Raw genomic sequence first — 18,603 nt, forward strand, 5'->3', positions numbered from 1 at the left:
AATCAACTCACTTACTTCATCAGAATCATTTTCCTTGATAAAATTTTATTCCCTGTTTCAAGAGAATAGATATAAACTCCACTTGATAAATTATTCGCTTCAAGTCTGACTATATGATTGCCAGCTTCGAGTTCATTATTAAGAATTGTTTTCACCAATTCACCCAGAGAATTGTAAAGTTGAATTCTAACATTGGATTTTGATGGAAGATAGAAACTAATATTAGTCGTTGCATTAAATGGATTTGGATAATTCTGATATAGCGCAAAATCTTTTGGATTTAATTCATTATCCAGCGGAGTTGAAGTTGTGCCCATAAACCAGTTATAAACTTTGGCGAATAATTGATTTCTTTTAATTGTCGAAAGACTATCATTTATACTTTCAAATCCAAATCCGAGATAAAATAATTTTGCACCTGATTGATAAGTTTTCCATCCGCCAGTTGCATCACTGCCGTCTGTTTTAAAGGCAAGGGAAACATTAAAATCGCCGCGACTTTCAATTATATCTATACTTGTTTCATTTGCTGCGCCTTCTGTTCCATTAATTCTAAGTTGAGAGATATCTTTTCCAAACAAATCTCCTGATTTGCCATAAATCTTATTTGCAAAGATCGATGCATTTTTAATGTAGTTAATACCAAGATAATTGTGTAAGAAATCTTGATTAGCGGTATTGAGATATTCCGCAAAATTCTGTCCGCTGATAAACAATCTTCCGCCGTTGTTTAAGAATGTCTTTAATGAATCAATAAATGAATTTTCAAACAAAGTATCTTTATTTTTTCCAGTATATACAATCATAATATCTCTGCCGTAAAAGTATCTGGGCGTGTCGTTTTCTACAAATTCAAATTTTTTGTTTAGAGAATTCAAGGCATCAAAGTAATATGAACTTAATGCTGGTTTCTCTGCTCTGGAGTAGATAAGAATTTTAGGAATTCCAATTAAAACTTTGATACTGTCGGAAAATTGATTCCCGCCTGAAACTACATTGTATTTGAGATAAATGTATCGACTTTCAAAATTTGGTGAGACGAGTAATAAACTATCCAGAGAAATATTGACTTCTTCAAGACCGTTAAGAGAAATAGTTTTGGAGTTATTTAGAAATTGCAAGTCATTCGCATCGGCAAAAAGAGTGATTTGAGTTGAGTTTGAAGAAATTTGTTCGACATTTTTAAGTTTTAATGTTGCCGTAGCCAATTCTCCAGGTTCAAGTCGACCGTTTTTAATTGGTGATGCTTCCAAAAGCGATACATCTTTTGCAATTACATAAGGTTGAGTACCAATATCAAGAGTTGCAATCATATCAAGTCCACTAACTCGAATATTTCTAACAGACACATAAGTTGCTTGATTGTTGTAATCGTTACTGTTTGGATTTGAAGCAGCATCGAAGCGAGTGTTGTTTGTTGAGCCTGGGTAAGGGTCACCTGCATCGCCGCGATTTCTGCCGCGATTTAAGTCCCACAATCCATCAGCTTGAACTAATCCAACTTTATAATGATTTTCATCACGATTATTGGTTTTTGCATCATCAACATGATAAATCAATAAGCCGCCGATGTAAAGATTTTTATCAAAGCCAATTTTTTGTCTATTTTCAACCAAGAAATATTCTTGACCAATTGGTCCCATTCTCCACATTCTATAAGCAATTGGGTTTTGTTCAACATTTGGAATTACCATATTTGGATTATATCCGCCAATATCAATCACATTAATCCAGCCAAGTTGTTTTTTACACCAAACGCTCATATGAACAGGTATCTCAGGCGTATTTCCGTTTCCACCCCAGCTTCCGCCCGCCATTAAACACCAATTACCCAATCCTTCTGAAGAATTGTCTGTATCATATAAATCAGGCAGACCAAAAATGTGACCAAATTCATGTGTAAAAACACCAATTTCTACTAAATCACCTATTTGATTATTATTTCCTTCAAGCTCTGGCTGAATTGCATAATCACCATCAATTAAAACATATTTCCCTGAAACAGAATCAATATCATTTGTGCGATATGGCTGCCCATTAGTTAGCATTCTGAAATTCCAGCGATGAGACCAGATATTTTGAGCACCTGCTTCAGCTCCTGCGCCTGTATGAACAACTGCAACAAACCCAATTCTAGGATTACCTTGATTGTCGTAATATTGAATAAATTTAGAAAAGTCCAATGTTGAGTCGGCAGCTTTAATTAAATCTAGAGTAAATCTTGGACCACCATTGGCAGAAAGTCCATTATCACTGCCAACATAGGAAGCCATTGTACCAGGAACTTGGTACCAATTTGTACAATAACCTGAGAAATAAAGCTGTTGATAAGAAATTTCTCGGTAATAATCCGTGATTGTTCCAGTTGGATTTGGTCCATCAAAAAGTTTTTGTTGAAATTGCTCCCTTGAGTATCTCGGATTTGAATCAGCATATCTGCCGAGTAAAGTTAGAGCAAAAACAGTATCGGAAACTAAAGCAGATTTGGGAAGAAGTCCAGCATTTACTTTTTCTCTAAGAATTCTTCTCTCTTCAAACTTTTTCGCGTAATACCCTTCACTATAACTCTTTTGAACTTCTTCAAAAAATCTCTTCACATGATCTGGCATTTTTAAGCCCGGTTTAGGTGATTCGACTGCTAAAAGATAAGAAGTGAAAAGAAAGAACAGAAAAATTTTTGTGAAATGTTTCATTATGAGTTCTCCATTTGTTTTTGATTAGCTTTTACCATTAAGTATTTTTGAAATATGAAAATTACATTAGCAAGTATAAATCCTACAATTGGTTATCTAAAATTTAACTTTCAAAAAATTTTATTAAATATCAAGCAAGCAGAAGATGCAGGTTCAGATCTGGTAATTTTTCCTGAGCTTGCATTAATTGGTTATCCGCCGCTTGATTTGCTTGATAAAAAATCATTTGTGGATGAAGTAATTTCTTATCATGAGAAAATCGCTGAACATTCAAAAAACATTGTTGTAATTTTTGGCAGCGTCACTCGATTTGAAGATGAAATCGGGACAAATCTTTTTAATTCTGCTGTTGTTTGTATTGATGGAAAAATTAAATCAATTCATAAAAAATCACTTCTGCCTAATTACGATGTGTTTGATGAAGTAAGATATTTTGAACCATCGAAAGATATTCACTTGCTTGAATACAAAGGGGAAAAGTTTGGAATAACAATTTGCGAAGATGCCTGGAATGATAAAGATTTCTGGATGCACAGATTGTATGAATTTGATCCTGTGGAAGAAAATGTAAGATTAGGTGCTGATTTTATTATCAACATATCCGCAAGTCCATTCAGCATTGGAAAAGAAAAAATTCGAACGGAAATGTTTTCTCAAATTGCTAGAAAACATAAAAAGACAGTTCTATATGTAAATCAAGTTGGTGCAAATACTGATTTAATTTTTGACGGCGGTGCAAAAGTCTTTGATAGAAACGGCAATTTAATTCTTGCATCTAATCGTTTTGAAGAAAGTTCTGTTCTTTTCGATACTGAAATTGAATATGAACCAATTCATTATAATTTCACTTCTGATGCAGAAGAAATTTATAATGCTTTAATTTTGGGAATCAAAGACTATTGTAATAAGACAGGTTTTCAGAAAGTGGTTTTGGGGTTAAGTGGTGGAATTGATTCAGCACTTGTAGCGGTTCTTGCAACAGAAGCTCTCGGACCTGAAAATGTTTTGTGTGTTATGATGCCTTCACAATATTCTTCGGAAGGAAGTATTACTCACTCGCAAAAGTTAATTCAAAATATTGGTGTAAAGAGTACAATTATCCCGATTCAAAATTTGTTTGAAGAATTCAAAAAAAGTCTTAAAAAAGAATTTGATGATTTGCCTGAGGATATTACAGAAGAAAATTTACAATCAAGAATTCGCGGTGTTTTATTAATGGCTTTGTCAAATAAATTTGGTTATTTACTTCTTGCAACTGGTAATAAGTCCGAGCTCGCAACAGGTTATGCAACTCTTTATGGTGATATGTGCGGCGGACTTGCACCAATTTCGGATGTTTACAAGACAAGAGTTTATGAAATTGCTCACTTTATAAATCGTGACAGAGAAATTATTCCAATTGAAATTATAAACAAAGTTCCTTCTGCCGAGCTTCGACCAAATCAAACTGATCAGGATACTTTACCTCCTTACGATGTTCTTGATAAAATTCTTTACTTATACATTGAAGAGGCAAAAGAAGAAGATGAGATTGTTGAAGCAGGTTTTGATCGAGAGCTCGTGAGAAGGGTTTTAAAAATGGTCGATCACGCAGAGTATAAAAGAAAACAAGCAGCTCCAGGACTAAAAGTGACCAACAAGGCATTTGGTCCTGGAAGAAGATTTCCAATAGTTCAGAGGTGGAGATGAAAAAAATAATTTATTTAATTGTTTCGCTTTTACTAACAACTTCAGTTTACTCACAAAAAGTATTAACCATTGAAGCAAGCAAAAGTCACACAAAAATTAAATCGGGTGAAAATCTTTACTTGATACTCAAAGTTAAGATTGATCCTGAATGGCATATTAACTCAAATAAGCCAAATGAAGATTATTTAATCCCAAGTGATGTTTCAATTAATTCCGCTGAAGGTTTTTTAATCTCACAGAAAATTTTCCCGAAAGCAAAGGAACTTAAATTTGATTTTTCCGATGTTCCTGTTTCAGTGTTCGAAGGAGAATTTGAAATTCCACTGATTATCCGAATTCCCGAGAATTTGAAAGAAGGAAATTACAAATTTGAAATTGAGTTTTCTTATCAAGCCTGTAATAATCAAACCTGTCTGCCGCCGGATAAAGAAAAAGTTTTAGTTGAAATTGGTGTAGTCTCCAATTCTTCTCAAGAAGCGAAAAATTCAAATTTCAACTTTGCAGCATTTGAAAAGAAAGCTGAAGATAAAAAAGAAAGTTCTTTGTTTGATGAAGGAAATCTTTTACTTTCATTTATATTGGTTTTTTTAGGTGGACTTGCACTTAACTTGACACCTTGTGTATATCCTTTAATCCCCATTACACTTGGTTATTTTGGAGGACAAAGCGAAAGTAAAACATCCAGATTGTTTGCTCTTGCTCTTGTCTATGTAACTGGAATGGCAATTACATACTCTATCATTGGAGTCGTTACAGCTTTAAGTGGAAGTTTGTTTGGTTCTTTACTTCAAAATCCATTTGTATTAATTGGAATTGCTTTGGTGTTGGTTGCTTTATCGTTGAGTATGTTTGGTTTATATGAATTTCAATTGCCAGCATCGTGGATGGCTAAATTTGGTGAAGCTCGTTCAGGATATTTTGGTTCTTTATTTATGGGATTAACGATGGGAATTGTTGCAGCCCCTTGCATTGGACCTTTTGTTGTTGGATTGCTTACATTCGTTGGTGCAAAGGGTGATCCATTATTTGGTTTCTTTATTTTCTTTGTTTTAGCACTCGGGCTCGGCTTCCCTTACATTTTCCTTGCTGTATTTTCAGGAAAGATTAAATCACTGCCAAGAAGCGGCGAATGGATGATCTCTGTAAAGAAAATTTTTGGATTTGTATTGATTGGAATGGCAATTTATTTCTTGCTTCCACTTTTGCCTGAAACTTTCAGAGGATACATTCTTCCATCTTTTATGATCTTAAGTTCAGTTTATCTTCTTGTATTTGATAAAACAGGGAATAATCTTAAAACATTTTCTTACATTAAAAGTGCAATTCTTGTGGTGATTGCTCTAATTGGTTTATGGCTCTTAATTCCATCTGAAAAAGAATCTATTGAATGGGAGAAAGTCAGGGTCGAACAAATTAATTTAGGAAACGGACAGCCAGTTATAATTGATTTTTATGCTGATTGGTGTGTACCATGCAAAGAGCTTGATGCAATGACTTTTACAGATAAAAATGTAATTGAAGAAGCAAAAAGATTTAGACGATACAAAGTTGATTTAACTTCGACTGGAAGCGAACAAACTCAACTTGCAATGAAGAAATATTCTATTGTTGGTGTTCCCACTGTAATTTTATTTGATTCAAATGGCAACGAAGCAAAAAGAATTACTTCTTTTGTAAATGCTGAAGAATTCTTAAAAATTATGAAAGAAATAGAGTGAAAAATTTTTACATGGAAAGAACTTACATTGAAAATACTTTATAATCTCGTTAGCTTTGTAAATGAAAAATGAAAGATTAGAGGAAAAATGGAAAAGGAAATAAAAGAAATAACTCACGTAACCATTCGCTTTGCCGGTGATTCAGGCGATGGAATGCAATTAACCGGAAATATCTTCGGAGATACAACTGCTCTTGTCGGTAACGATTTAAGTACGCTACCAGATTATCCGTCAGAGATTAGAGCACCAGCTGGAACTCTTTATGGTGTTAGTGGATTTCAGCTGCATTTTGGTTCGCAGGAAATTTACACACCAGGTGATCAACCAGATGTTTTGGTTGCAATGAATCCTGCAGCATTGAAAGTCAATCTAAAGGATTTGTATCCTGGTGCAATAATTATTGTTAATAGTGATGCTTTTGATCAGAAAAATCTTCAACTTGCTCATTTCGAATCTAATCCGCTTGAAGACGGGTCATTATCACAATATCAGGTAATTTCAGTCCCCATCACCACATTGACATTAAATGCTTTAGAGGGTATGGGTCTTTCTATGAAAGAAATGACCCGTTGTAAAAACTTTTTTACACTTGGCTTAACTTATTGGATGTTTGATAGACCTCTTGAACCTACAATAAAATGGATTCACGAAAAGTTTGCTAAAAATCCAAAGATTGCTGAAGCAAATGAGAAAGCTCTAAAAGCTGGTTATTACTTCGGCGATACAGCTGAGATTTTCACAATGAGATTTTCGATAAAACCTGCTAAGCTTGAGCCAGGAGTTTATCGAAATATAATGGGTAATGAAGCTCTTGCACTTGGTTTTGTCGCTGCATCTAAAAAAGCTGGTATTCCACTCTTTCAAGGTTCTTATCCAATTACACCAGCCAGTGAGATTCTTCATGAGTTGAGTGCCTTAAGAAATTATGATGTTATAACATTCCAAGCCGAAGATGAGATCGCAGGAATTTGTACAGCAATTGGTGCTTCATTTGCTGGTGGATTAGGAATTACAACAACAAGTGGTCCGGGATTTTCATTGAAGAGTGAAGCAATGGGACTTGCCGTGATGGCTGAGTTACCACTTGTGATCTGTGATATTCAAAGAGCTGGTCCGAGTACAGGAATGCCAACAAAAACTGAACAGGGCGATTTACTTCAAGCAATGTTTGGAAGAAATGGAGAAGCACCTATTCCAATAATTGCTGCTAAGAGTCCTGCCGATTGCTTTAATGCAGCTTACGAAGCTTCTCGAATTGCTATTAAATATATGACACCTGTAATTGTAATGTCGGAAGGTTACATTGCTCAGGGCTCAGAACCATGGAAAATTCCTGATCCCGACACACTGCCGGCAATTGAAGTTAAATTTGCTAAACCAGAAGAATATCAAGAACAAAAATTTCAGCCTTATCTTCGCAATGAATTAAATGTTCGCCCATGGGCAATTCCAGGAACTCCAGGACTTGAGCATAGAATTGGTGGACTTGAAAAGAGACACATTACTGGTGAAGTTACAAGTGATCCACAGAACCATGAATTTATGGTTAAGTTAAGACAAGAAAAGATTGATAAAATTGCAGATGATATTCCTTTGCAGGATGTTTATGGAGATCCTGAAGGTGATTTGTTAGTTCTCGGATGGGGTGGAACATTTGGCGCAATTCGTGACGCGGTTAATCGTGTTCGTGAAAAAGGTTATAAAGTCTCTCAAGCTCATTTGTTCTATTTAAATCCAATGCCCAAAAATCTTGGTGAGATTTTACATAACTTCAAAAAAGTATTGATACCGGAACTTAATCTTGGTCAACTCGCGTTTGTCATTAGAGCTAAGTATTTAGTTCCAGTTTATCAGCTGAATAAGATTCAAGGTCTTCCGTTTAGATCTTCTGAAATTGAAAAGAAAATTTATGAATTGTTAGGAGTAAATTAATATGACAACAATAGCTCCAGAAGTAAAATATACACCGAAAGATTTTCAATCCGATCAGGATGTTAGATGGTGCCCGGGTTGTGGTGATTACAGTATTTTAGCTCAAGTTCAAAGAACTCTTCCGTTATTGAATATCAAAAAAGAAGACTATGTATTCGTTTCTGGAATTGGATGTTCAAGCCGTTTCCCTTATTATGTTGATCTCTATGGGTTCCACGGAATTCACGGAAGAGCTCCAGCAATTGCAACAGGAATCAAATTAGTTAATCCTAAATTGTCTGTCTGGGTTGCAACAGGTGATGGTGATTTACTCTCTATCGGTGGAAATCATTTTATTCATGCTTGCAGAAAAAATATTGATCTCAAAATTCTTCTTTTCAATAATAGAATTTATGGACTAACAAAAGGTCAATATTCACCAACATCTGAATTAAATAAGGTAACAAAGAGCTCGCCTTACGGAACAGTTGATTATCCTTTTAATCCTGTTGCTCTTGCAATTGGAACTGAAGCTACATTTGTTGCTCGTTCAATGGATAGAGATCCAAAACATTTACAAGAAATGATTTTAAGAGCTGGTCAACACAAAGGTCTTGCATTTATTGAAATATATCAGAACTGCAATATTTTCAATGATGGTGCATTCTTACATCTAACAGAAAAAGAATATAAACCTGAAAATGTCGTTTATTTAAAGCATGGTGAACCGTTGATTTTTGGTAAAGAAAATGACAAAGGAATTCGTATGGACGGAATGACGCCCGTTGTTGTCTCTTTGAAAGATGGTAAATGGTCAAAAGATGATTTGCTTGTCCATGATGAATTTAATCCCGATCCAGCTTATGCATCAATGCTTGCTCATATGAATGAAAAACCAGGTTTGCCAACTCCAGTTGGTGTGTTCCGTCAAATTTATAAACCAACCTATGATGAGATGCTGCATGATCAGATAAAGAAAGTTAAAGAGAAAAAAGGCGAAGGTGATTTACGAAAATTGTTCTTTAATGCAACAACATGGGAAATTAAGTAAACAATTTTGGTGTAATTGATATCAAGATTGAAAGTCACCCTTTGTGGTGACTTTTTTATTTTAGTTCAGTTGCTTAATTGAATTTGAAGGCAACCCTACAACTTCTAAAAATTCAAGAACGCATACTTATCTTTTCAACTTAATTTTATAAATTAGAAAACAATTAGAAATTCAAACAGGAATAAAAATGATAGATTATAACAGAATAATTGAAATTTTAAAATCAAATAATAGTTTTGTTATAACAACTCATGTAAATCCCGATGGTGATGCAATCGGAAGTGAACTTGCCCTTGCATACTTTTTACAAAAACTTGGGAAAAAAGTCTGGATAATAAATCATAGTCCAACACCAGAAAATTTCGTCTTTCTTGATGAAGAGAATCTAATTCAAAAATATGATGCAAAGCTTGATGACTATATTTTAAATGCCGATGTTTTGCTGGCGGTTGATTTTAACTCTCTTGGTCGTGCACGTTCTATGATGCAAGTTCTAGAGAAAAGTAAAGCTTATAAAGTCATAATTGATCATCATCGCAATCCACAAAATTTTGTGAATGAAATTTTCTACGATGTTGATGAACCTGCAACAGGCAATATTATTTACAAAATAATCAAAACTTATAATCCAGATTTGATTGATAAAAAAACTGCGGATGCACTTTACGCCGCAATTATGACAGATACTGGCTCGTTTCGATTTGAAAGAATTACACCTGAGTTGCATTTGATTGTCGCTGATTTAATCTCTCGAGGAGCTAATCCTTCATACATTTATAATAAGATTTATAATGAAATGAGTATTGAAAAACTAAAACTGCTTGGCAAGGCAATTACAAATATCAACCTGGAAGCTGATGGGAAAATTGCATTTATGATTTTAGATCGACAATTAATTGAAAAATATGTTAAGACAGAAGAAGAATTCGATGTTGACGGCTTTGTGAATTATTGTTTAAGTTTAAAGTCAGTTATAGTTGGACTCTTATTTTTTGAATTGAAAAATGGTGTGAAAGTGAGTTTGAGGAGCAAAGAAAAATTCCCTGTAAACTTACTTGCAGAAAAATTTGGCGGCGGCGGACACTTGAATGCAGCAGGTATTCGTCTTGATGGAATGAAGCTGGATGAGGTTTTACCAAAAGTCATTCAACAAGCAATTGAAGATTTAAAACAATATGAAGGAGAATTACAATGATTAAATTTGAAACTTTATCAACAAAAGGGAAAAAATTATTCTCCCGCTTCGAAACAATTGAAAGTTTTTCGCTCTTTTCTTTTTCAGAAAAAGAATCAATTGAAGAAACATTGACAAAATTTTCAACGCTCACAAATGAAAAGTTGCCAAAAAAACTTCAATCAATAATTGAAAGCACGGACGAAAATCCTTTTCAGTTTAATCTGAAAGATGGAAGGTTAGTTATTCTTCAAAAGGTTTGCGAAAGAAAAAAATTGAACTCCGATACTTTTCGAAGGGCTTCTGCAAGTCTTGCTAAGAAATTATCTTCTTTGAAAGTCACTGAGACTTTAGTCATTCCAGTTGATTTAAGTGATGAAGAGATTACACAAAACTTTAAAACTCATGATTATTACATTCAGACTTATCTTGAGGGCTTTAAATTAGGAGCTTACAAATATCAAGATTATCTGCAAAAGAAAAACAAATCTGAGATATCCATTAAAATTTATTATCCCGAAATAAGCGAAGACAGACTAAAAGAAATTTACACAAACACTGAAACCTTGATGAAATATGTTTATCTCGCAAGAGACCTTCAAAATAAACCTTCAAATGAATTGACACCGAAAAAATTTGTTGAAATTGTTAAAGAGTTCACCAGAACAAATAGAAATGTGAAATTAAAAGTTTTTGATTTTGAACAGATAAAGAAAATGAAAATGGGTGGACTTGAAGCTGTAGGCAAAGGCAGCGATAATCCACCATACTTTTTAATTCTTGAATATAATGGAAACTCACAGTCAAAAGATAAAACTGTTCTTGTTGGTAAAGGAATTACTTTTGATTCTGGAGGAATTAGTTTAAAACCTGCTTCTGGAATGTGGGAGATGAAAGGAGATATGTCAGGCGCTGCTGCTGTTGTTTCATCGATCTTTGCTGCAGCTGAATTGAATTTAAAGACAAATTTAATTGGACTAGTCCCGCTTGCTGAGAATATGCCGTCAGGCAAATCAATGAAACCTGGTGATATAATTAAAACCGCATCTGGTAAAACTATTGAAATAGATAATACTGACGCTGAAGGCAGATTAATCCTTGCCGATGCGCTTGAGTATGCTTCGAAATTTAAACCAAAAGTCGTAATCGATTTGGCAACATTAACTGGTGCCTGCGTAGTTGCTTTGGGACAATTCGCTGCTGGTTTGTTCACTCGTTCAGATGAGCTTGCGTGCAAATTGACAGAAGCTGGAAATTTAACTTCAGAAAAAGTGTGGCGGCTTCCATTATGGGATGATTATCATTCATTGATTAAAAGTAATTATGCAGATGTGAAAAATGTCGGCGGCAGATGGGCTGGTGCAATTACGGCTGCTTGTTTCCTTGAAAAATTTGTTGACCAGAATTATCAATGGGCTCATCTGGATATTGCCGGACCTGCATTTCAGGATGATACTATTCCATACAACTCTAAAACTATGACAGGTTATGGCGTAAGATTATTAATTGAATATTTGAAACAGAATTAGCAAAAAAATGAAGGTAGAGAAGATTTGAAAGGTTTTATTTACATAAAATTACTTCTTTTATCTCTGAGCCTATTTTAGTTAATGCTTCACCAACGTTTAGGTTGTTTACAATTTTTAAATAATATCTTGCTTGCTCTAATGAAAGTCCAAATTTTTGTTGAAGGAATTTTATTGATGAAGGGTTACAATTTAATATAAATACAAATTCTAATAATTCTAAGAAATTAAAGTCAGTATAATCAAAATCGTCAGGAGATTGCGAAAGCAATATAACAGATGCACCCTTCGACCTTATTTCTCTTATTATATTTTCAAGGGTTCTAACTCTATTTTTGTTCTTTAAAAAGTGATGAGCCTCGTCAATAACTATAATAATCTTTAATTCTCTAGAGCTAGTATATTTGTCTTCGTAGGCATCGTCTAAATTTAATAGTTCTTTATATAATTCTTCTAAGACCAAATAAACTACTAATTCTTTTAAAGCCGGTAATTTATGGATATCAATAATTAAAGTTTTGTCGATTAATGAGTCCCAGTGATTTGCTTCTCTTGAAGCAAATAAATTGTGTTCAACCAAAGGTCTTAGAATTGAAGTTAATGTATCTACTTTACTAGATATTTTTTCTAATTCTTCTTTGACTGTTAAAAAGTCAGGAAATGGATTTTCTTGATGCATTAATTTTTCGTAGGATTGTACAATAGCATTATATAGATTTTGCTCTTGTACTGTACCGATTGTTGCTTCTACTTCTTTAAAAAGATTAACTATCCTTTCAGCTGTAAATTTTATTTCTTTATAATTATTGTTTTTTAATTTAAATACATTAATAGGTAATGGTTGATCGATAATATCAAAAACAAGAGAATTTGTTTGTTTGACAAAATTTTCATCATTCGAAATATCACCTTTAGCATAATCAAAAATTATAAAGTTAGTTTTGAAATTAGTACTTTTTCTAATTTCTGTGAGTAAATATTTAACAAAAAATGTCTTACCGCTACCAGGTTTGCCTATTATGCCAACATAATTATTGGGGTGTTCTATAAAATTATTAAAATTAATATAAATGGGTTGATTAATCTTCTTGTCTACTCCAACCCTAAGTTTAATTAAATCTTTAAAACCGTGATAAGTTGGACTCTCTGAACTTTTAATTTTTGATTGAGCTTTTTTAGAATAACTCCTAATTAAGTATGCTAAATAATCAAATCCATCTAAATTTTCTGATAAATCCTGATGAATGATATATAAACCATGCTCAATATGTTTAACTAATAGATAAATATACTCATCATCATCTAATAATTTATTATAATACTGATTTAATAATGACTTTATTAATAATCCATTTTTTTGGACAAAAGTATCTATATCAATTTCTTTTCTCTTACCGGTTTTATTAGCTTCTTTGATTTCATCGGAATTATCCACTAAAAATTTTTGACCCGTTTGAAGAGATCTAGCAAAAGCTATTCTTAAAGTCCATAAATCATCTTCATTTTCTAACTTTAATTTTATTTTTACTTTATACATTAAATCTGTTGCTTGTGGATTTAATTTTAATCTTTTGCTCATATACTATTCAAAATATCCTTCCTTAATTTGAGATCTAGTGCTTATTCTTTCTATATAAAACTTTTTTGAAATACATTCTTTTATTACTTCCAATTCTTTATTTACTATTTCAGTATTTGTAGATAGTAGAATTACTTGATGGCTAGCATTGGGAAAATAGAATCTTGAAATATTTTCTCGGTGGTATGTGTCAAGTCTGCCTAAAGGAGTATCTATAACAATAGGAAGTTCTCTGTCTGCAATTCTAGTTAATGAATAAATTAAAGATATCGCTAAAATTTCTTTTTCTCCTGCTGATAATTTTGTTTTATCTATAAGATTATTGTTTTTATCATAAAGTTCAATTGTAAAATCTGTATTTGGATTAATAATGATTTTTTTTATTTGATCTTTTTTAATAGCAAGTTTATTCCACATTTCAAGAGTATAATTTTGTAATTGACTTATTTTGGTTATTCTAAGTTCAATTATATAATCTTCAATTGTATGTTTTAGTCTTTTACAGTACTCAATCTGATCTTTCATTTTAGATGTATTTTCAACTTTATTTTCATATTCAGATAATTTTCTTCTTTTAGTTTCAACTTCTTTTTTAAGTTTTAGATTTTCAGTGCTTAAGCTATTTTTTTGCTCAATTAAGATATCTTTCTCTTTTTTTAGAGCCCCTTTTTCTTCTAATAGTTTTTTTATCTCATCGTCATTTGTATTTATTCTATTAGATTTAATTTTTTTTAGCTGATTTTCTAAAAAGTAAAAGTCATTTATGTTTTTCTGGAAATTTTCTACAAAATCATCATTGTATATTTCATTGATTTGTTGTTCAATAACCATTGATTCAGATTTTGACAAATCATGTAAAATTAAAATATTTTCTTGTTGCGTTTCTAATAATTCATTTTTTAATATATTTATTAAAATATTCTTATACTTAATCTTTAAATCTTCCTGTATTTGATTAAATCTTTCAATTTCCTTGATAAATTTATCAGCAATAATTTCAATTTTATTCTTATTCTTTTCATTAATAATAATATTGTCTTTAAATTTATCCTCTTTTTTCAACTGTTCAAGAATTTCTAAACATAAATCGATATTTAATACAAATGGTAACTTTTCCTTAAGGTCACGAAAAATTTTTTCTTCTAGACTAGCTTTCTTTTGTAAATATTCTTCTTTTGTTTTTTCATATTCTTCAATCGAAGAATAATTAATGTTAGATATTCTTTTTGTTTCACTATCAATCCTTTCAATGTCTAAATCTATTTGATTTATTTGTTGATCTATTTCATCAATTTTTTCTTGATTAAGAGTTATAATTCTTTCAAGTTTTTCTATTTCACTCTCTATTTCTAAAATCTTTTCTTTTAATTCTGAATTTTCCTCATATTCTTTTGCTATTTTTCTTCTTGTTATATCTAAGTCTTCCTGAAGTTTACGAAAAAGTGATATTCCTAAAACTTTTTCTAATGATTCTGCAAATTCCCTATCTTCATCTTTAACAAAATCTTGAATTTTTTCTCCATCAAAAAAGAAAAACTGTGATATATCGTAAGGTATTAATTCCTCGATAAAATCATCCCAATTTTCCTTTGTATAAAATTCAAACGGTTCTTTTACATTATTTATTAATAAAGATATTTCTAAATTTTCATCAAATTGGGAGTTGTTGTTGAATATCCAAGTTCTATTTACAGCAATAGATTGTTTAACCCCACTTATTTCAATGTCTTTTAGTTCTATTTCAATAGACATTCGGGGGCGAAGACTATTTTTCTTTGCTTCCCTATTTAATACAGATGAAATATAATTTTGATAATCCTCTCTTTTCGCCCCTTTAGATGGCCATAAGTTTTTATTTTTCTGACCATAAAGACATAATAATATTGCTTCAAAAATAGTTGTTTTACCAGCTCCGTTTAATCCGCCAATCAAAATGATATTTTTCTTATCACTCAAATCTTTTGCTAAATCGTTAATTACAATTGTGCCTTCAAAACATTTAAAGTTTGTAATTGAAATTTTATTAATAAACATTTCTAAGTATTAGAATTATTGATGAACTTGCTTATTTTACTTTGCATATCTTTATGAATTGATGATCTTCTTAAAAATGTCAAATGTTTTTTTTCTAACTCCATTAATTCCTTTATGTGTTCAATCTTAACACTATGTTTTTCACATATTCTTTCTAAAATTTTTTCCTCCTCATGAAGTTTTTCTTCTTTAAATTTATTTTCCCCCATTAATTTTTCTCCTTTAATTTTATAATAAATATTAGCAACTGAATATTTATAATTCCCATCAAATCTCCATTGAGCTTCGATTGCCGAAATCTCAGTACGTGAAATTAAATTTAACCCTGTTTCTAACTCTATTTTTAATAATTTCTCAAGGATTTCTTTTCTTGTTTCAAAATTAAATGGCCCAAGGCCATCTTGACCATTTCTTCTCGTTTTATCTCGTCTGTTAGGTTCATTTCTTATAGTTTTTAACCATGTTCTGAATTCATACAATGGAAGCATCCAATCTTCACCGTTTTTAATCAAATTGTACATGGATTTATCTTCTTCAATAACTGTACAAACCCAGCATCCAAATCTTGAATTACCACAACTAGGTGTTGTATCATCTATAACTAATGGACAATCCATTATGTCAGATGCATTTCGATATAAATTTAATAACTTTTCATTATCAACCCCCCATGGGTTTTTATTATTTATTAAATAAGCCCAAACTTCTTGAGTAGATAAATCAGCGATTGGACTAAAAACAAATGCATTACCAAGTGAATGCTTTCTAAGGCGCATTCCAAATATTTCATATTTTTTCATAGTTTTATTTCTATTCGCTGATTCAGATTTCCGAGTTCCCAGAACTATGATTACTTTACCATTTTTATTAATTTCTTGCTTTATATATTCATTGGTAGGATTAATTTTCATTTTTTCTGTACACCATCTAAACCATCGAGTTGGTGATGGATAACCCTTCCCTATAAGATTTAACCAAAAAGTATCAATTAATTTTGGTGTGACTTTAGCTACGTTAAATAATTGTGGATTATGTGCATATAATGAGTTTTTACCTGCAATTTCAATAAATTTTAATTGTTCATCAATAAAATTAGAGATATTAGGATTCTCTACCAAAGTATCATTTGCTAAAACATGAATTTCTTTATTCCTTTTGGTAATTTCTAATTCTTTTATTGCATTAAATATTAATTGCAAAACAACAGTACTATCCTTGCCCCCTGAAAAACCAATTATCCAAGGAAAGTTATCTTCTAAATACTGTTCTTTTATTTCTCGAATTATTTTTGTAATCTTTTTATTCAAAACTTCAAAAAACTCTGTGGTTTCATTTATTAATTTTTTATCTAGCATAGTTTCTCTAATTATTTAATTATAAAAGAATAAAGTCACAGAATTAATTAATTCTGTGACTAAAATATATCATTTCTAATAATTAATTAAAAGTATTTTTAAATTTATACCAATCCTTGATCAATCATTGCATCTGCGACTTTCAAAAATCCAGCTATGTTTGCACCAGCAACATAATCACCCGGAACACCAAATCTTTCTGCAGTTGCCAGACAGGTATCGTGAATCTTTTTCATAATTTGTTGCAGTCTTGCATCAACTTCTTCTTGTGGCCAGGGCAGTCTCATACTGTTTTGAGTCATTTCAAGTCCCGAAACTGCAACTCCGCCAGCGTTTGATGCTTTACCTGGTGCATAAAGAATTCCTGCATTTTTAAATACATGATAACCTTCAATTGTTGTCGGCATATTTGCACCTTCACAAACGCAGATGCAGCCATTCTTTACTAATTCTTTTGCATCTTCTTCGTGGATTTCGTTTTGGGTAGCGCAGGGCAGAGCAATATCAACTTTTACACCCCACGGTTTTTTATTTGGATAAAATGGAACTTTAAATTCATCTGCATAATCTTTAACGACATCACGGCCGCTTGCTCGCATCTTTAACATAAAATCAATTTTCTCACCTTTAACGCCGTCTTCATCATAAATAAATCCATCTGGACCAGAAAGAGTTACTACTTTCGCTCCAAGTTCTGTTGCTTTCTTAACTGCACCCCAGGCAACATTTCCGAAGCCAGAGACCGCAACTCTCTTACCTTCTAATGTTTCACCTCTTGTCTTTAACATTTCTTGAGTGAAGTAGACAACACCATACCCAGTAGCCTCGGGTCTAATCAAAGAACCGCCCCAATTGATTCCTTTACCTGTCAAAACTCCTGTAAATTCATTTTTAATTCTTTTGTATTGACCAAATAGATAACCAATTTCGCGGGCACCAACTCCAATATCTCCAGCTGGAACATCTGTATCGGGACCAATATGACGGAAAAGTTCTGTCATAAAGCTCTGACAGAATCTCATTATTTCGTGATCGCTTTTTCCTTTAGGATCAAAATCACTTCCGCCTTTTCCTCCGCCCATTGGTAATGTTGTTAAGCTGTTTTTGAATACTTGCTCAAATGCTAAAAATTTTAGAATGCCAAGATTTACTGATGGATGGAAGCGTAATCCGCCTTTGTATGGTCCAATTGCTGAGTTCATTTCCACTCTAAAGCCGCGATTGATGTGAAACTGACCTCTATCATCCTGCCAAGGAACTCTAAAAATTATGACCCGTTCTGGTTCTACCATTCTTTCAAGAATTCGATTGGCTTCATATTCTGGATGCCTTTCAAGTACAGGTGTCAATGTCTCTAAAACTTCCTGAACCGCTTGATGAAATTCCGGTTCGTTTGGATTTTTGGCTTTAACTTCAGCTAAAACTCTTTGTGCGTATTCAGTCATAAGATTCCTCGTTGATTTGTTTTAGTTGGTTTGATTTAATCTGGGAAAATTTTAGTTGTGGTGAACTAAGAGATGAGTTAAGATTTGTTATTTTTTTGAAAAAATTAATTTCAATCATCCTTTACAAAATTAGCAAAAGGTTAAGTCTTGCTCAATTGAGTTTATTAGCTGTTTAGCAACGATTGGTTTCTCCAGCTTAAGATATTTCTTTTAAAAATTAGCCTTAAATCGCATTCGTTCATTAATTACAAGTCAACAAACTTTACTTAGAGAGAAACAAGTAAAAGTGGTTCCGCTTCAAATTTTTTAAAATTAAAGACGATTTTTCAAATTACATCGATTAAAAAACTCTTTTAATTTTCTGGTAATGGCAAATTCAATTGATTATTTTTGTTTCGTATTAAATCAATTTTAATGAACTCAAAAAT

11 protein-coding genes are annotated in these 18,603 nt (G+C 32.2%); 6 read left to right on the top strand and 5 right to left on the bottom strand.

The window, feature by feature from the left end; genetic code table 11:
* Positions 1–11 precede the first annotated feature (11 nt).
* A complete protein-coding gene (locus HPY57_08760) occupies positions 12–2,693 on the bottom strand; it encodes a M6 family metalloprotease domain-containing protein (protein ID NPV11865.1) in 2,682 nt (893 codons plus the stop codon).
* 54 nt (positions 2,694–2,747) lie between these two features.
* On the opposite strand from HPY57_08760, the gene HPY57_08765 reads away from it, so the two are divergent.
* From HPY57_08765 to HPY57_08790, 6 genes are all read left to right on the top strand, one after another.
* Positions 2,748–4,382, top strand: coding sequence for an NAD+ synthase (locus tag HPY57_08765; protein NPV11866.1), 1,635 nt, complete (start codon positions 2,748–2,750; stop codon positions 4,380–4,382).
* Positions 4,379–6,100 (top strand): protein-disulfide reductase DsbD, encoded by a 1,722-nt coding sequence (gene dsbD, locus HPY57_08770; GenBank protein NPV11867.1) that lies wholly within the window; start codon positions 4,379–4,381, stop codon positions 6,098–6,100. The genes HPY57_08765 and dsbD overlap by 4 nt, the downstream gene beginning before the upstream one ends.
* An 87-nt stretch (positions 6,101–6,187) precedes the next feature.
* The gene (locus tag HPY57_08775; protein ID NPV11868.1) at positions 6,188–8,032 is read left to right on the top strand and encodes a 2-oxoacid:acceptor oxidoreductase subunit alpha; all 1,845 of its coding nucleotides are present in this window, start codon (positions 6,188–6,190) and stop codon (positions 8,030–8,032) included.
* Position 8,033: 1 nt separating this feature from the next.
* Positions 8,034–9,062, top strand: a complete 1,029-nt coding sequence (locus HPY57_08780; protein ID NPV11869.1) for a 2-oxoacid:ferredoxin oxidoreductase subunit beta — start codon at positions 8,034–8,036, stop codon at positions 9,060–9,062.
* Positions 9,063–9,249: 187 nt separating this feature from the next.
* Positions 9,250–10,257 (top strand): bifunctional oligoribonuclease/PAP phosphatase NrnA, encoded by a 1,008-nt coding sequence (locus HPY57_08785; protein ID NPV11870.1) that lies wholly within the window; start codon positions 9,250–9,252, stop codon positions 10,255–10,257.
* Complete coding sequence (locus HPY57_08790) at positions 10,254–11,765, top strand: leucyl aminopeptidase (protein NPV11871.1); 1,512 nt, start codon at positions 10,254–10,256, stop codon at positions 11,763–11,765. The genes HPY57_08785 and HPY57_08790 overlap by 4 nt, the downstream gene beginning before the upstream one ends.
* Before the next feature lie 34 nt (positions 11,766–11,799).
* Here HPY57_08790 and HPY57_08795 read toward each other — a convergent pair whose 3' ends face one another.
* The 4 genes from HPY57_08795 to gdhA form a co-directional block, all read right to left on the bottom strand.
* Positions 11,800–13,299 carry a DUF853 family protein gene (locus HPY57_08795; GenBank protein NPV11872.1) on the bottom strand — a complete coding sequence of 500 codons (1,500 nt, stop codon included), beginning with the start codon at positions 13,297–13,299 and terminating at the stop codon, positions 11,800–11,802.
* Positions 13,300–13,344: 45 nt separating this feature from the next.
* A complete protein-coding gene (gene dndD / locus HPY57_08800) occupies positions 13,345–15,375 on the bottom strand; it encodes a DNA sulfur modification protein DndD (GenBank protein ID NPV11873.1) in 2,031 nt (676 codons plus the stop codon).
* A 2-nt stretch (positions 15,376–15,377) separates the two neighbouring features.
* Positions 15,378–16,730 carry a DNA phosphorothioation system sulfurtransferase DndC gene (gene dndC / locus HPY57_08805; GenBank protein NPV11874.1) on the bottom strand — a complete coding sequence of 451 codons (1,353 nt, stop codon included), beginning with the start codon at positions 16,728–16,730 and terminating at the stop codon, positions 15,378–15,380.
* Between the two features lie 104 nt (positions 16,731–16,834).
* A complete protein-coding gene (gene gdhA / locus HPY57_08810; protein ID NPV11875.1) occupies positions 16,835–18,175 on the bottom strand; it encodes an NADP-specific glutamate dehydrogenase in 1,341 nt (446 codons plus the stop codon).
* Positions 18,176–18,603 lie beyond the last annotated feature (428 nt).

Source organism: Ignavibacteria bacterium (genome assembly GCA_013177855.1).
GTDB lineage: Bacteria > Bacteroidota > Ignavibacteria > Ch128b > Ch128b > Ch128b.

What these genes read in the sequence shown, in the direction of transcription:
- HPY57_08760 (NPV11865.1), bottom strand. Translation starts at nt 2,693, where the DNA reads ATGAAACATTTCACAAAAATTTTTCTGTTCTTTCTTTTCACTTCTTAT.
- HPY57_08765 (NPV11866.1), top strand. Translation starts at nt 2,748, where the DNA reads ATGAAAATTACATTAGCAAGTATAAATCCTACAATTGGTTATCTAAAA.
- dsbD (NPV11867.1), top strand. Translation starts at nt 4,379, where the DNA reads ATGAAAAAAATAATTTATTTAATTGTTTCGCTTTTACTAACAACTTCA.
- HPY57_08775 (NPV11868.1), top strand. Translation starts at nt 6,188, where the DNA reads ATGGAAAAGGAAATAAAAGAAATAACTCACGTAACCATTCGCTTTGCC.
- HPY57_08780 (NPV11869.1), top strand. Translation starts at nt 8,034, where the DNA reads ATGACAACAATAGCTCCAGAAGTAAAATATACACCGAAAGATTTTCAA.
- HPY57_08785 (NPV11870.1), top strand. Translation starts at nt 9,250, where the DNA reads ATGATAGATTATAACAGAATAATTGAAATTTTAAAATCAAATAATAGT.
- HPY57_08790 (NPV11871.1), top strand. Translation starts at nt 10,254, where the DNA reads ATGATTAAATTTGAAACTTTATCAACAAAAGGGAAAAAATTATTCTCC.
- HPY57_08795 (NPV11872.1), bottom strand. Translation starts at nt 13,299, where the DNA reads ATGTATAAAGTAAAAATAAAATTAAAGTTAGAAAATGAAGATGATTTA.
- dndD (NPV11873.1), bottom strand. Translation starts at nt 15,375, where the DNA reads ATGTTTATTAATAAAATTTCAATTACAAACTTTAAATGTTTTGAAGGC.
- dndC (NPV11874.1), bottom strand. Translation starts at nt 16,730, where the DNA reads ATGCTAGATAAAAAATTAATAAATGAAACCACAGAGTTTTTTGAAGTT.
- gdhA (NPV11875.1), bottom strand. Translation starts at nt 18,175, where the DNA reads ATGACTGAATACGCACAAAGAGTTTTAGCTGAAGTTAAAGCCAAAAAT.